General features: G+C 43.5%; 16 protein-coding genes and 1 pseudogene. 3 read left to right on the top strand and 14 right to left on the bottom strand.

Annotated features, from left to right (window positions below):
* The first annotated feature begins 2 nt into the window (after window positions 1–2).
* Window positions 3–1256, top strand: a complete 1254-nt coding sequence (locus tag HPT30_RS06095) for an MFS transporter (protein WP_175370546.1) — start codon at window positions 3–5, stop codon at window positions 1254–1256.
* 106 nt (window positions 1257–1362) lie between these two features.
* Here HPT30_RS06095 and HPT30_RS06090 read toward each other — a convergent pair whose 3' ends face one another.
* The 7 genes from HPT30_RS06090 to HPT30_RS06060 all read right to left on the bottom strand — a co-directional run bounded on the left by HPT30_RS06090 (window position 1363) and on the right by HPT30_RS06060 (window position 8318).
* Window positions 1363–2169, bottom strand: a complete 807-nt coding sequence (locus tag HPT30_RS06090) for an aldo/keto reductase (protein WP_175370545.1) — start codon at window positions 2167–2169, stop codon at window positions 1363–1365.
* Between the two features lie 221 nt (window positions 2170–2390).
* A complete protein-coding gene (locus tag HPT30_RS06085) occupies window positions 2391–2957 on the bottom strand; it encodes a TetR/AcrR family transcriptional regulator (RefSeq protein ID WP_312876304.1) in 567 nt (188 codons plus the stop codon).
* A 200-nt stretch (window positions 2958–3157) separates the two neighbouring features.
* Complete coding sequence (locus HPT30_RS06080; RefSeq protein ID WP_175370544.1) at window positions 3158–3832, bottom strand: NAD(P)H-binding protein; 675 nt, start codon at window positions 3830–3832, stop codon at window positions 3158–3160.
* A 117-nt stretch (window positions 3833–3949) separates the two neighbouring features.
* Window positions 3950–4237 carry a hypothetical protein gene (locus tag HPT30_RS06075; protein ID WP_246316954.1) on the bottom strand — a complete coding sequence of 96 codons (288 nt, stop codon included), beginning with the start codon at window positions 4235–4237 and terminating at the stop codon, window positions 3950–3952.
* 468 nt (window positions 4238–4705) lie between these two features.
* A complete protein-coding gene (locus HPT30_RS06070) occupies window positions 4706–6793 on the bottom strand; it encodes a serine hydrolase domain-containing protein (protein ID WP_175370543.1) in 2088 nt (695 codons plus the stop codon).
* A gap of 29 nt (window positions 6794–6822) precedes the next feature.
* Window positions 6823–7920 carry a DUF1648 domain-containing protein gene (locus HPT30_RS06065; RefSeq protein ID WP_175370542.1) on the bottom strand — a complete coding sequence of 366 codons (1098 nt, stop codon included), beginning with the start codon at window positions 7918–7920 and terminating at the stop codon, window positions 6823–6825.
* A gap of 2 nt (window positions 7921–7922) precedes the next feature.
* Window positions 7923–8318, bottom strand: a complete 396-nt coding sequence (locus HPT30_RS06060) for a GntR family transcriptional regulator (protein WP_175370541.1) — start codon at window positions 8316–8318, stop codon at window positions 7923–7925.
* 401 nt (window positions 8319–8719) lie between these two features.
* Here HPT30_RS06060 and HPT30_RS06055 point away from each other — a divergent pair, with 401 nt between their 5' ends.
* Entirely contained in the window at window positions 8720–9061 is a 342-nt protein-coding gene (locus HPT30_RS06055) for a hypothetical protein (protein WP_175370540.1), read from the top strand.
* A gap of 83 nt (window positions 9062–9144) precedes the next feature.
* Here HPT30_RS06055 and HPT30_RS06050 read toward each other — a convergent pair whose 3' ends face one another.
* The 7 genes from HPT30_RS06050 to HPT30_RS06025 form a co-directional block, all read right to left on the bottom strand.
* On the bottom strand, window positions 9145–9711 hold the full coding sequence (locus HPT30_RS06050; protein ID WP_175370539.1) for a spore germination protein: 567 nt from the start codon (window positions 9709–9711) through the stop codon (window positions 9145–9147).
* Window positions 9712–10163: 452 nt separating this feature from the next.
* Window positions 10164–11342 carry a glycosyltransferase gene (locus HPT30_RS06045; protein ID WP_175370538.1) on the bottom strand — a complete coding sequence of 393 codons (1179 nt, stop codon included), beginning with the start codon at window positions 11340–11342 and terminating at the stop codon, window positions 10164–10166.
* Between the two features lie 62 nt (window positions 11343–11404).
* Window positions 11405–11632, bottom strand: coding sequence for a hypothetical protein (locus tag HPT30_RS31330; protein ID WP_512699063.1), 228 nt, complete (start codon window positions 11630–11632; stop codon window positions 11405–11407).
* Entirely contained in the window at window positions 11605–11835 is a 231-nt protein-coding gene (locus HPT30_RS06040) for an alpha-helical endospore appendage domain-containing protein (protein ID WP_246316953.1), read from the bottom strand. The genes HPT30_RS31330 and HPT30_RS06040 overlap by 28 nt, the downstream gene beginning before the upstream one ends.
* 192 nt (window positions 11836–12027) lie before the next feature.
* Window positions 12028–13146, bottom strand: coding sequence for a glycosyltransferase (locus HPT30_RS06035; protein WP_175370537.1), 1119 nt, complete (start codon window positions 13144–13146; stop codon window positions 12028–12030).
* 162 nt (window positions 13147–13308) lie between these two features.
* Window positions 13309–14520, bottom strand: coding sequence for an MFS transporter (locus HPT30_RS06030; RefSeq protein ID WP_175370536.1), 1212 nt, complete (start codon window positions 14518–14520; stop codon window positions 13309–13311).
* A gap of 54 nt (window positions 14521–14574) precedes the next feature.
* Complete coding sequence (locus tag HPT30_RS06025) at window positions 14575–14958, bottom strand: VOC family protein (protein WP_175370535.1); 384 nt, start codon at window positions 14956–14958, stop codon at window positions 14575–14577.
* A 382-nt stretch (window positions 14959–15340) separates the two neighbouring features.
* On the opposite strand from HPT30_RS06025, the pseudogene HPT30_RS29855 reads away from it, so the two are divergent.
* Window positions 15341–15454 (top strand): annotated as a pseudogene (locus tag HPT30_RS29855) (GNAT family N-acetyltransferase); the annotation flags it as partial.
* Between the last annotated feature and the right edge of the window lie 269 nt (window positions 15455–15723).

Genomic DNA, 15723 nt, shown 5'->3' with positions numbered 1-15723 from the left:
CAATGGGAAATACAATTTTGGAAAATGAGAGAATCATGCTACAACCATCCCCGACATTATGGAAAAATAAACAATTTATTCTTTTATTCATGTCCTACACTCTGTCTTTATTCGGAAATTCTTTTCATAATATTGCATTAAATCTGTGGGTTTTAACTACTACAGGAAGTGCAAAAATGATGACTGTTATTCTTATTACGAACCTTATTATTAGTTCATTACTTGGGCCGATAGCAGGTACAATAGCCGACAGAATGGATCGACGAAAGATCATGCTTGCAGCAGATTTGGTCAGATCCGGATTTGTACTCTTTATCGCTTATTGTATATACAATCCCAATGTTTCTTTCATTTTGATTTTGGTTCTTACTGGTATTGTTACTGCGTCGGGACTGTTTCATTCACCTGCTTTCCAAGCATCACTTATTAATATCGTTGGTAAAGAACATATTCAAAGAGCAACAGGTCTGCTTAATGTTTCTGACAATGTCTCCAGAACGATTGGTTTTGCTGTTGGAGGGATCTTTGTTGCGTCTTTTGGCGGGGCTTTGGCTATTATTATGGATGGAATGGCTTTTATGATCTCTTTTCTGTTAATTTTGCTAGCAGGAGCTTTTCCATCTCCAAAACGTAAGCAGCAAGAACAAAAGAAGTTTAAAGAGGATTTAATGACTGGTCTTCAGTATATATGGAAGAATCCATTTGCTAAGGCAGTTACCATTCTATCACCCACCCTCATTTTATTTTTTATGTCCTCACTAATGTTAACCCAAGTCATGGCTGTAAAGGTATGGCAAGCAAGTCCCTTCCACTTTGGACTAATTGAAGCATGTATTCCTCTAGGCTATCTGTTAGGGGCAGGCTTAATTGTTTCTCTTGGCTCAAAGCTCAAACAACGTGGTAAGCTTGTGATGTTAAATTTGATGTTGATAGGACCGTTATATATACTTCTTTCATACTCTACGACAGCTCTTATTGGTATCCCCTTCATTTTATTAATTGGCTTTATGTTTTCATTTTGTACGTTATTAATTAACATCATCTTAAGACTAGAGGTATCCGAAGAACTTCAAGGCAGAGTTTTTGGTACATTAGGCTCGCTTATGAGCGTAGTGCCCTCAATAGGTTTAGTTATATCCTCTTACTTTGCTGATATTTTCGGTTCAAGTATGGTGATGTTCCTCATTGGATGTATGCTTTTATTGTTCGGTGTTATTTCTACCATATGGTTAAAAGAAATTCGAGATTATAGTTAACATAAGCTCGACGCTCTTTTTTTACAAAAAAAGGACATCCACACTCTCTTTTGTGGATGTCCTCATATAATGTGTAACACGATATCAAAGTATAGAATTATCGATATTAGTTTGTTAGAGCTGCGAAATCTTCTTCGCTTAGTTCGAGAGTGGCCGCACGCAGATTATCTTCCAAGTGAGCAGGAGAAAGTGTTCCTGGAATGGGTAGAATTATAGGTGAGCGTTTAAGTAGCCACTTTAATGCGACCTGCTGCGTTGTAGCATTCAATTTGCGGGCGATATCTGCTACCCTTTCTTCTACCTTGGCAGTGTCGCCAAACAAGCCGCCTAAAGGGAACCAAGGAATGAAGACAATCTGGTTTTCGGTGCAAAAGTTCACAAGATCCTCATATTTGCGATTGAACACATTGTATTCGTTCTGAACGCTAACTATCGGTGCAATTTTCAGTGCCACTTGAAGCTGCTCAATCGTGACCTCAGACAAGCCGATGTGCTTAATAAGGCCTTCATCCTGGAAGCTTTTAAGCAACTGAATCGTTTCTTCCAGTGGAATATTAGCGTCTACACGGTGGAGCTGATAAAGGTCAATTTGGTCTACTTGGAGTCTCTTCAAACTCTCTTCCAGCTCGCCTCGTAATTGTTGGGGATCATTCCCATTCGCCCCGCCTTTTGTGGCCACCAATAGGCTGTTACCGTAAGGTGCTAGCGCGCTGGCAATGCCCTTCTCGCTCTCTCCATCAGCATAGATGTAAGCTGTGTCAATAAAATTAGTACCAAGCTCAAGGGCTCGTTTCAGTAAAATGTGTGCATCCGGTGTGTTGGTGATGCGATTGGTGCCCAAGCCGATTCGATTGACAGTGAAATCACCTATTGAAATAGTGCCCGCCTGCGCTGCAGAAATAGTCTCTGACATCGTTCTCTCCCCTTTAATCGTTTATTAAACATTAGTACTAAAACATTGTCATAACGGAACAGAACTGTTCTGTTCCGTTATGCGATTAGATTACATTATAGCTTGTACTTTGTCAAGCGACAGTACAATTTATCTTTTTCAAAAAAACACCCCTTAGAATGAACATTAGATTCAATGTTTATTCTAAGGGGTGTATACGTTTTGCTCTCTCCATTAAAGCTTCAAGATACATGCAAATCGATCAAATGTGTTGCGAGTGCTTTAAGTTGAGCTGCCGGACCGGCAGAGCCCAGTGCATGAGCTAATGATAGTGCTCCAGTGATCACAATCATAAGTTGGTCCGTCAAATTTTCATCTTGCGCGCCGGCCTGCTGGGTCAGTCGGTTCAAGCGTAAATGCATTGAATCGTTATATTCAACAGTCATTTTCTTGACAAAATGGCTTTCTTCAGGAAATTCAGCAAGAGCGTTTGAAAAAGCACATCCACGATAATCAGGACTCATCATTGTATCCGTAATAACATCGATAAATGCCAACAATTGCTCTTTTGGGGAGCCCTCATGCTTCGCAATAACCTCGTCAAATTGTTTCCAGTCATGTCTGTCCAATTCCACGAGATAAGCGACGATCAAATCATCTTTGGTTGGAAAATGGCGATAAAGCGTCGCCTTGCCAACTCCGGATTTCTCAACAATCGTATCAACCCCTACCGAACGTATCCCTTTGCGATAAAACAAATCGCAAGCCACTTCCAGGATACGCTCCCGCGCAGGTTTACGCGATGTCACCAATTCAAACACCTACCAATCTCAATAATTCTGTCCTCATAGTGTATCAAAGCGTTTATATTACAGCAACTGATGGTCTCAGTATAGTAATCCGCCAAGCTCTTCTCTTTCCAGAGGCCCGCTTTGAATCAACTCCATCGTCATCATATAATAAAGGCCAATCATCAACAATCTGAAGATCAGCCTTTATTTGAGTATGTTTATTTACCTTCAATCGATAATGCTAATGTCTTCAACTGATCTCTTTCCAGAACTTCTTTTGTTGTTCCTTTTTTAGCTAAATGCACAATGACCTGACCTAACTGTTCAGAGGTTACAACCGACTTCATTCGTTTTAACAACGGATTTAATGGTTTCATTATATTGTATAGTATACGATACTGTGTTGTTTTTGAACGTTCACCATGCATGGGTAAAATAGCACCTGGACGTAACATGTACGCTGCTTCAAATGGCATACCCAGTAATGTATTTTCCGTTTTCCCCTCTACTCGTGCCCACATTTCTTTTCCTTGTTCTGTACTATCTGCTCCCATTCCAGAAACATAGATTATTTTCATATTTGGATTGAGTTTGACTAATTGCTTAGCAGCCTTTATTGTCATTTCATTGGTGATACGTGTATATTCAGCCTCGGACATACCTGTTGAGGAAACACCAATTAGATATAAACACGCATCAAACCCTGTCACTTTTTCCTTTACGGAAGAAAGGTCTGATATATCGGGTAGCACAATTTCTTGATATTTGGGATGCTGCTTTTCCGTTGATTTACGAACAATTGCAACAACCTGCTCTACCTCTGGATCTAATAAACATTCTCTTAATGCTAGCTGTCCTATCATACCGGTTGCACCATATAAGACTACTTTCATACGGACACCCTTTCTTTGAAAAAAATAATTTTAGTCTTGTATTGGTTATGAGTTAGTTGCGGAAACAACCAACTATATATATCATCTATTGCCCCGTACTTTTTTCTTCTCTTATTCTCACAAATGAATAATAAATGATCGTTCACTTAATGTCAAATGATTATATAAATTGAAGAACCCATCTTTGATTTGAGCTGCTACTTCAGATACATGGGCATCGGTAGTATCGACAATTGGCATTGGTGGGCTATATTCTTTGTCTGCATTAGCAACCAACCATTTAGCAAATTCCTTATAGTCTTGGATCATGTCTTCTGGCCAATTTCGCTCACGTAATCGACGCTCACGGGTTTCATCATTACAATGTAAATTCAGGTAATATTTTTCGAAGCTCACTGATAACATAGGTTTTTCCAGAACCACTCGAACCTGTCACAATAAATAGAGGTATTTTTTTCTCCATAAGGGAGTTGTGTTCATTTCCCATATTCTACTCCACCTTTTCACTGTCAAATTATGTTTCAATTCCAGCTCGATTCAACCACTAACTTTGAATATCTCCTTTCTATGTAAACAGATTAAGTGGAATGCACACAAAAAGCCGTAGATGAACAAATGTCCATCTACGGCTAATTGCAGCATAGGGATCAACAAAGAAAATGCAACCTTTGAGCTCCATATATACATAGCGATAATGATGTATGTTCATGACAAGAGGCATTATTTAGATATCGATTAACCGATAACTACTGTCAAGAACATATTCATCATTTGGCTATCCCACCATTCAGATATTTGTTTTAGTTTATCTATTTTCGTTTTAGACGTAAAGATAACATTCACTTTATATACAACTTTACCCATTTAGATTCTTTACTGCGCCAAAATCTCGAACTTCGCACCGGCATCTCCGGCGAAAACTATCGATCCTCCCGCGGGGAGTTCGACTTTATCCTTGCCTCCAATGACACTGAAGTAGATGCATGTTCCCTTTGCATTATAAACCGAGAAGGAAGCGTTCGAGGGCATGTTCACCTTAATGGTTTTGCCCCCATCTGTGTCGCTTACTGTATACCACCGGGCGTATCCGCTCGGCGGGATCGTAACGATTGACTGCTTAGAAATGTAGATGGGCTTCACCGCGTCCTCGTTGACTAAGATGCTTCCACCAAAATTCAGATACTCCACGCCATCCTGTTTAAAGAACGTATAACCAGCGAGATCCCGCCCACTCATTCCTGGGATTTGCAGTTCAGAGATGGCCGTATTTGGGCCAGTTATTCGCTTATCCAATACGTACCCCGGTAATTGTTGGGACACATTCAATTGGATGATTCCCGCCCCCAGATAACCGATCGATGTATACTTCTCATTCAGCAGATAATATTTCTTGCCGTCGCGCTGCTTCCATGCCTCCTTGGTCGCTATCGAAAGATCTTGAGGCTGGAGCTTCTCGGCGTTGTACACTGACATAGCCATCTGTCCAAGACCCGGTATCGATGCGTATTGACGTATCCATAAGTAGGTGCGGCCGTTCTCCTGCGTCACGAAGCTGAGCTTCGCATTCCCATCCGCACTCCGAAACGTGCCATCCGCTGAATACTCGAAGATCTGGGCCGGATTACCGGGCGACTGCTCCGAAGTGATGGACATGACGCCGCCTTTAGTAATATCGATTTTTACCGTTGCATTGGTCGCGCCATAGATTTCCGAATATTGCAGCACAGATTCCGGCATATTGGCCTTTACCGGCGCTCCAAATGATTTCTCAGGTTTGAATTCGGCTATTGTCCCCTTCTCCTTCAGCGCCTGAAGCAGGATTTCGTTCGCCATAAGCCGGTCGATCGTAGCGCTCCCGCCGGAAGTGACAACAGCTGCCGCCATATTCTGTTCGGGAAGTACAACGAGCGACGAGTGATAGAGAGGCGTGTCCCCGCCTTTGGTCAACCCCTTCATTCCGTATTCGTTGAATGGGTACAGATTGACACTGTCCCAACCGAGACCGTAAGCGTAATCGAATGAGTAGGCCTTATCGTCAGGCCACATAGGCGTCTTGTACTCGTCTTGCGCCATAGCTGCAGCCGATTTACCGGACAAAACTTCTTTTGCTTCCCCTGTGAAAATTTGCGAGAATCGGGCTAAGTCTTCCGCCGTGGAATAGACGCCTCCCGCTCCGATTACGTTGGCTGTCTCGTTAGGGAGTTGTCCTGAGTAGGTAGGATAATAGAGTCCCGCCATCTTCGCTATATTCGGAGAATCGAGCGGTGTCTTCGTATTGACCATGCCCAGAGGTTCTGTAATATTTTTATGGATATAAGAAGTGAAGTCCATGCCACTGACTCTTTCGATCAAAATCTCAGCTAGCGTAAATCCGTCATTGCAGTAAACCGAATAAGCGCCTGGGTCCGCCTTTAAAGTCTGACCGGCTAATTGCTTAAGCAGTGTGTCGTGGGCGTAAGTATCGTTATCTTCGAATAAAAAGGCGTTCGTTAGCGACGATCCATTTAGTCCGGAAGAATGATTCAGCAGCATGCGCGGCGTAATCTGTTTGTAGCGTTCATCCTTCATTGTAAATTCGGGGATATACTGAATAACCGGCGTATCCAGATCGATTTTCCCGTGGTCGACTAACTGCATGGCGGCAACTGTGGTAAACATTTTACTCGTAGAGCCGATCCCGTACATCGTGTCTTTCGTGAGCGGCTTCTGTCCTTTCTCATCATTCTTTCCAGATTGGCCGGATACGACGATTTTGCCATGATCAATAAGAGCGTACTGCACGCTGGTTGTGCCATATGTGTTCGTGAGGAGATCGGCCTTCTCCTTTGCAGCTTTCTGTGTTACTTCGTAGGTATTCACTGCTATGTTCTGCATCTCTGCTAGTCCTATGTTATCATTCCAGGGAGTTAACAGTAGACACGAAGCTAGCAGAACTCCCATAATCCATCGACTTTTCATCATTTGAACTCTCCTTCCGAAGCTTCCTTTATTTATCTAAAATTAAAAATGATTACGAGAATGGCGGTTACCAGAACGGCTACCATCGCAGCGGCTATGGTCTTACCGAGCGAATTAGCCATATTGATCGTCCATCCCAATCCATATCTATCCGGAACGAACAACGCCGGGTCTTCGGGGTTCACGTAAATGCTGCCAAGCCATTTCCAGTGCCTCTCCTCTTCTGACGGAACGTCCTTTTGCTGATCAAGATCTCTAAACCGCAGGTAAAGCAAGACGCCGATCAGCGTTAAGAAGAATACTGCCGTGAACGAGATGTTGTATCGCAAGAGCAGATTGAGATTCCAGCCGTACAGCATTACAGCTTGTAACAACCCTAAGTTTGCAATCCCTAGAAGCGAAATACCCCAAGCCGTAATCGAGTAGATTTTCTTACGCTTCAACTGTTTCCGCAACGAACCTTCCCGGTCTTGAGAATCCAGCGATGTCCTGGCACGGCTAATCATCAGATTATAGCCGGCGAAGAATACGATCATCAGCGCTTGCACGATGTTGATCATGAATACAGTCCGTACGGATTTGTCAATGTACTGATCAGGAAAGCCGCTTCGCCCCATATGCACCGCGATCGACTGTGGAATGTCGTCCCATCTCACAGCAACAAAGAAGATACAGAATGCCATCACGGCGACATGCACTGTAAACCACCAAAAGCTCAGCACCGAACCATGACTTCGGCCAGCCACAAGGCTTGCTGTGCGCTTTGTCTGTACGGCAACCTGCCAGCCTCTGGCCGCCTTCAAACGCCGGGCGGATATCCGGCTGATCCAATTAGTTAAGAACGACACAATGATTAATAGCAAGATGGCGGCCGCCCAGTACAGGAAACTCTGACTCGTCGTTTGATGACGTGTCACTAAAAAGCAAGTTACGCCGGTGGCGATCGCAAAACCGCCAGTGAGCAAAACGTATTTCCGGCGAATGCCTCGGACAGCCGTATCCTGCAGGGCCTCCGCCGGCAGCGTAATGCCGAACAGCAGGGTCCTCAAGCCGATATAGGATTGTATGCTGATCATCAACGCGATAAACAAATAAAAGCTGGATATTATGATCGTCTCAGGTACAGTCAATGTTATCCCCCTCCGCGATTTGTAATGGTATCCCGGTACACCGACCTGCTCTCCTCCGTAAATGCCTCTTCCGTCATGCCTCGTACCGCTGCTTCCGCCGCAAGTGACCGCAGCTGTCGCTGAAGCTTCGCCTCGAACGCCTCCGTCACACCGGGCATCCCGTCGGGATGAACGATAACGCCCTGTTTCCGGTGTACTTGAAGAAAGCCCTCCTGCTTGAGCAAATTGTAGGATTTATTGACGGTATGAAGATTGATGCCCAGTTCCTCCGCCAATCTCCGAACCGACGGAAGCGGATCCCCCCGTTTCAACTCGCCAGACGCGATCCCTTCGACGATTTGGTCAACCAGTTGTGCGTAAATCGGAGTCTCCGATTGCAGATCGAGCTCTATGAACAAGAATATCCCTCCTTATGGCATTTGCTGCTTGTCTTGAGGTTTTGATATGTGCAAGCCATCTCATATTACACCACCCTTCGCATCTGTTATATTACATGTATAACACATATGGAAATTACATACAAGATAAAATTGTAAATTAATCCATCTAAGCTCAAATAAAAACGGCAGCTGATTGTTGGTCAGCTGCCGTTGAGATAAAATCAGGAGAGAGCAAATATAGAAGAAAAATATCTAATCAGTAGTACGCGACAGGTGTAAATCATTCTGCATCTGCGTGCGGACCACCGGATTGGGATTATGCTTACACATATCACTGGACGGTTGGTAAAGGTTATGCCTATGATAGTTTTGATCATTGTAAATGACAATATAGGAACAAAACAGGATAAGGAGAACAGATGAAGAGATACCGTTTAGGTTATCTAATCCTTTTGATCATTATTATCGGAGCAGTAATAGCAATAATCAACGGGCACTCAGAGCGTCAGAACAAACAGGCAGCAGGAAGTCTCGGAATGGATTATGTACGCAAAAAGTATGTGGAAAATGATCCTTTGAAGGTTAATGCAATTTGCAAGCCATTATTCGGGGGTTCTGGTTATCAAGTAGTGATCAAGGATTCACGAGGAGAGTCGTATTATGTCATTGTCGTTCTTGGATCTAAACGTAATCTTGTCACTATGAATGATCTGACGAAAGATGTCCGGGAAGGCAAATCGATATTCCCATGTCGACAATAGAAAAGTTCTATATGCACACGCACTAAAAATCCCCTCTGGTCTACAGGAAGAGTTAACGATTACGTTATCTGTTGTTGCCCTGTTTACCATGACGGGATTTTTGGGTTAATGCGCAGGCTCGCTTGCTTCATCAGATCTCTATGCGAATGGAGGTATTCCATTTGGATACTGGACACCTTCTGTTCAATCTCCTGGAGCCAATCTTTTTTCACTTCTTCTTGCAGGTAAGCGATCCCGATCCGGGTCTGGGAACCTCGGCCCACTTCATAATAACGTACGACGAATCCGGGGGCCTTAAGCCATCGCCTCATCAAGCCAATATTGGTGCTAATATCCTCTATAAAAGATTTCTTCGCGCCTAATACGGTCTTCTCTACGGAAGGCTCCATGATGCCCCGTTGCTGAATCGCGCACAGAGGGACAGCAACGGCATGACCCTTCAAGTCCGCATGAACCAGGATCACTTCCCCATGCAGAATACGATGAATCAAGTCGCTAGTCTGTTGCACTAAAGTGCCTTGGGGAAAAGCAGTGTCCCACTCCTCCGGATGGTCTAACCACCTCCCCAGCCCCGGTACGATTTCATTATGAAACCTTTCCTTGTTCATGACTGTACTGAAGTAGAGGGCGGCGAGATTCCCTTCATGCAAATAGACTACTTCCAAATCATCGCTGGGCAGCTGCTCCTGTATAGTGCGAAACGATCAGTGTTGGGATGAAGGCAAGCCAGTATCATGAGACTTCGAGGGATTCATACGCATCAGGATCACATTCTTCCCTTCATTTGTTGATTTCCCCATGATGTCCTGATTCGTAATGGATCATTCTTGTAATTAACAACTCATATTGCTTCTCTAGCATATCTTAGGAGGCTTGTCCATTTGTATGCGAACTCCATAGGGCGTATGCCTGTGCGGGCTTCTCGAAACAACTATTTATTTTCATTTTGAATAAAACCCTTCTACCTGAGCGATGTCCTGAAAGTCATACCAAAAGTCTCTATGTTATTATTATTGAATGGACGGTTCGTCATCAATTCCCCTCGGGTCCATTCCGATTAGATCTACAATGATCGAACGCGGAATTGTCCTTTTTTCTCATACTAAGCCATCAATAGATCCTGGAGTCGCTTTAGTGGAAGCTCAATATCTTCTGGCATACAGTCTGACACATCAATATTGAAGTCTATAACGAGACGGTTCAACGCATCCACCGCGGGAACGTAGTTCTGGTAACTGTCAATGGCACGTATATACGCGCAAGCAGCCTCAACCGTCCGCTCCAGCTTCTCCAGGCATATCCCGCTGTAGTGGTGAGCCATATAGCTTCCCAATCCTTGGCGGACAAAATAATCACTTGGGGTATTTCCGCATTCCAGACAATGATTAAATGCCTGTAATGCTTCCTTGAATCGGGACTGCTTCACATAGTTCAGACCGATATAATAATGCAAATCCGTGAAGTCCGGAAACATTCTCGCCGCAAGCTGAAGACTGCGTTCATTCTGGGGAAAAGAAGTCTGGTCTAATACTGCTGCATACTTCAGCTTGTAAATGACTGCTGGGGGAGTTGTTTTATGATCCAGGAAGAGCTGAATGATCTTGTTTGACCATTTGACCACCTGCTTATAATCACGAATCCGGAGATACTCGCAGGCCAGCTCATACAAGTTCCATGGACTATGGGACTGAACGGCTGCCATTTCTTGTTCTACACGCTTGATTTTGCGCACGGTCGCCGTTTGTTCCACCTGAGATTCCGCATGAATCTTGAACGGCCGCATGTATACCCTTTGACCCTGTCCATCTCTTGAAGTGGTGCTGTCAATATCTATGAACACAACCTCATCTTTGCCGGAAAAATGGAACCCAGTCTGCCGCCTAAATAATCGAGGATGACCATAATCGACCACACGAACACGGCCTTTTGCCGTCTTCTGGAACTCCACCACATGATGCAGGATTAGATCCGCACCTGTAATATAGAGAAGGTCCCGGTAGCGGGGAAGCGCTGATTCCTTCAGATACTCATTCGGATTCAACCATAAGATCCAATCTCCGGTTGCTTGCTCTAAGGCTAGATTGAGTGCATCCGCTGGATGCATGCTTTGGCGACAATCCACAACCGTAGCTCCGTAATCCTGGCATAATTGGTTTACCGGCGTGGAAGTTCCCATATCCGCTACGATGATTTCATCCACCAGTGAATGTATACTCTCTAGGCATCGCTCAAGCCTATTGTTCTTGTGATCCACTGCTATGCACAAAGTCAATGTCATCATCTGCCTCACCTCGCTTGCGAACCCGTCTCGACGAACAGGGAATGTCCCATTATGAATCTATTCTAAACGTATGCGCCACCTCGTGGATTCATTCCTGCATCATTACATAGAAAAGAACCATTTCCACAGAAATCGTTTAATGCAGTGTTGCTGGCCTTCAAGGTTTTACGGCAGTGTTCTAGACCAATCCGTTGTCCGCTATTCTTAGTACTGAGAGAGTCCATCTTATTCTGTAATACCCATTCGGTCTTTACAACTTCCTTCAGGGTCTCTCTGACATTCTGGTTAATCTGGATAATCTCCGGAAAGGTGGCTGGTGTAGTAGACCCACCAGGAAGCGTCCTAATGCGAATTGTATTTTCTCTGCTTCTGCATTGATGATATGACTTAGACCAAGCTCCTGCATCGCGATAGAGGACAAAATCAGATTAATGACTCCATCCCTCGTCAAAGTAATCTGAGGTGTAATATTAGGAATATTCGCCTGCGACATACGGCTACACACCATCCTCTTACTCATAATATCGTGTAGATGTCACAATCTTTGACAATTTACATTCTTCCATTATCCCACCATTCCCACCGGAAAGTACGGTGACCTATCCACCTTATCGCTGAGAGTTTCAAATTATAGAGCAAAGAGCCCACTTCGGGAAAATAACCGGGATGGGCTCTTCTATACATTTTAGGTTGGTTTTGTAGACGCTTGTTCAAGTGCTTCTTCATTGGCGAGCAATTTATTGTAGCTCTCTTGTGCTTGCAGATGATTGGGAGACAATCTTAGCGCTTCCTGATAAGCCTCCCTCGCCTCAACGATCTTCCCCAGTTTCTCATAACATTGTCCGAGATAGTAATACGCCTGAAAGGAACCAATTCCCTTCATCGTTAAGTAACGCAGATTGTCTTCCCCGAGCGTAATACAGTAACGAAATACTTCTGCTGCTTCTTGCGCACTGTTGCGATGCAATAAGGCGATGCCTTTTAAATAGTGAAGATCTACATAGTCGGGATAAATGCCTAGTGCTTTATCAATAGCTTTAACAACGTTATCCAGACTTCCAAGTGCAATTAAGGAGGAATATTTTAATTTGTACAGCATGGCTGGCGGCATTATGCTATTTTCCAGAAAGAGTCGGATGGACTGGTTAACATGCTGAAAGGCTTCCGGGAAATTCTCCAATCGGTAATGCTCACTAGCCAAATGGTATTCTATCCATGGGTCAGGGTCGGGTTCGCTGGACGCTTTTTTCAGTAGGGTTAGGTTGCGTTCGGATTTTGCTTTTGCCGTTACTTCTGAATCTAAATACCCATAGTGATATACTTTAACATCCAGCATCTTCATTTGTTCCTGATGGCCCAGAACCTCCCGGTTATTGAGCTGTTCATGAATGGAACCGTTGAAGCGAATGCCAATTCCATTACGGAACAAGCGATGATGTGCCAAGCGATAGATTTTATCTGGATCTGGCGGGGACTCGCCATAGTAATTTATCAGTTCAACAAACACAAGATTGTGGTCATCCATCTCCAGCACGCTTCGCAGACGAGGGGCATCTCCCCCATCCACTTCCTCGTCGGCATCGAGCCATACAATCCAGTCCCCTGAAGCTCGTTCAATGCCATAATTCCGGGCGTCGGCAAAGTGATCTGTCCAAGGGAAAGAATAGACGGTCGCTCCCATAGATTCAGCAATCTCTACTGTCCGATCCGTTGAACCTGTATCCACGATAATCATCTCATCGACAACGTGCCGCACACTTTCCAGGCAGCGACCGATCCATTTCTCCTCATTCCTAACGATCATACATAACGATAACGTTTTCTTTTCTATGTGATAACCCCCTCTAGTTTAGGTGCAATGTATGCCTAGAGTACGATCCGTTTGATTCGATTTGGATCAAATGCTTCTAATAATAACTTATTGGCGGTATTTATGAAATATTCTCTATTACTAATGCAAAGGTTCTTACCCACTCACTTTTCCCGGTTTGCGTAGCAAACGATTTACAGTCTCTACACTAAATAGCATGAGAACTAATAGAATAAGTACCACGACCGGGAACAAGTCTGTACTCGTTTTTGCTGCAAGGAGTCCGAATAAAGGGGGGAGAAGCGTAGTACCACTATAAGCGACGGCCATCTGGTAGCCCATCAATTTTGCTGAATGCTCTTTCCCAAACCGGGCAGGTGTTTCATGCAGAAGTCCTGGATATATTGGTGCGAGTCCGAGTCCGATAAGAATGAACCCCAACATGGAAAATGACGCGGAGAAAGGTAGTAACAGAATAATTCCCCCTGCAATGGTTACTAGTTGACCGTAACGAATTAACAGTTGATTGTGTACTTTTAACGTGATAAAACCGGTGATCAACCTTCCTATGGTAATGCCTCCGTAGTACAAAGAGATCCATCCGGCAGCCATTTCTGCTGTAACATTTTTTGTACCCACCAGGTAACTTGCTCCCCATAGCCCAACAGTCGTTTCTACTCCACAATACATGAGAAATGCAAGCAGTGAGGGTTTAACTCCCCTTAATTGAAGCACCTTTGTTGGGAAAGCGGATTCTGCCTTTTCTTCACGAAGTATGTCTTGAACGGTGTCCTCTGAATTCTCTAAATCCCGGATTGCAGCCACACGCTTCCATAAAGGTAAAGTTACAAAAAGAATTATGACAAGAATGGCCTGTATAATGGCTACTGCAGCATAACCGCCTCTCCATGAATGCTGACCCGCCATATAAGTGGCCATGATGATCGGCCCCATGGTTGCTCCTACACCCCAGAAGCAGTGTAACCAGTTCATGTGGTGAGCCTTATAGTTCTCAGCAACATAGTGATTTAAGGCTGCATCTACCGCTCCCGCCCCAAGACCAAGTGGAATGGCCAAAAAGATAAACCAAAACATTGATGGAGCCATAGAAAATCCAAGCAATGAGACTGCGGTAAGGAGGCAACTGAGTAAAGTAATCTTTCCGGTGCCTAGACGTTGAATCATTCTTCCGCTTGCCAAACTGGAAACGATTGTTCCTCCAGCAATAATCATGGATATTAGTCCTGCCGAGCCCAGAGAAGAACCGATTTCCGGCCATATGACGGGCCATGCTGAGCCAAGCAGAGAATCAGGAAGACCGAGACTAACAAAAGCAAGGTAGATCACAATTAAAAACCAGGTTGCCATAGATAAATCCTCTCCTAATACAATAACTTTGTTGTGATCTGTGATCTCACGAATTTATTCAGTAATTTCAATTTGATTATTTTCAGGTCCCAAAATACAACTTTCGTAATAACCATCACCCGTTGTGCGTGGTCCACTTAAGATAGAATAACCAGCCTCATTTAGCTGTTTTGTCAATATATCCACTTTTTCTTTGCTTCCTACACTAAACGCCAAATGGGTAAATCCAGTACGGAGCAACTCCTTGTTCTCATCAGTCATGTTCGGTTTACTCATTATCTCTAGTCTCGTTCCATGATCGAATGTAAGAAAATACGTTTTCAATCCTGTTTTGGAGTTGTAGTATAGCTCATTTGATTTGGCGTTAAAGAATTTGATGAAAAATTGTTTGCAAGACTCCAAATCATTCACATACATGGCGATGTGATCTATTCTCATTCCATTCGCTCCCCATTACTGCAATTTTTAAAATACCCCAACATAATAAAGATACTTTATAAAGTAATTATCATTATAAATGCTAAACAGAAAAATTCAAGTGCTTTTCGCTCCCCTCGTACAGACCAAATATGTATTTAGATTGTTTCAGTCCACCGTGCGCTTGAACAATTACGGGTACCGGTGAATTCGTTTCAGGAGGTAATAGCAATGCCCCGCTTGTTAATTTTTCGTTATATTCCCATGTTAATTTTATAGCAGATCCAAGCGGTTTGCTTATCGTCGATATTAATACTTTCTCTGTAATGGCGTTATCAATATTGTAAATTGACGTTTAAAATCAACTAACGATGTAGCTCCATTCAATGAGCATGAACATAAATTAGAAGCTGCATGCAAAACATATGAGAAATTTGTATTTACACTTTTACCTGAACCTCTGTCAGGCTCAGAGCATTCTGTTATGAACGCGTGGTATATAAAAGCTTTGAAATAATCAAAGATTTCCATCACTAGAAGTCGTGAATTTCCCTCTCACCAGTCGTCTTAACAGTGAAAAGTTGGGCCACCGCCTCAATTAACAGCATTTTCGTACCTTATTTTTCTTCGAAATAGGTAAAAGAGGAAAATAAGTGCATTATTGTTAGACCTGTTGATTAGCCAAATTATGAGTTCAAATCCAGAATTTATTTAAATAAATCTTCCACTCTAACGACAATGTTTGTAAACTTAATAATCGTGCGAAATCGGCAAATGTTAATTTTG

Origin of the sequence: Paenibacillus agri (assembly GCF_013359945.1) — a bacterium.
Taxonomy (GTDB): domain Bacteria; phylum Bacillota; class Bacilli; order Paenibacillales; family Paenibacillaceae; genus Paenibacillus_AQ; species Paenibacillus_AQ agri.
Note: the sequence above shows the minus strand (reverse complement) of the source record. Positions and strands in the feature narration are given on the sequence as shown.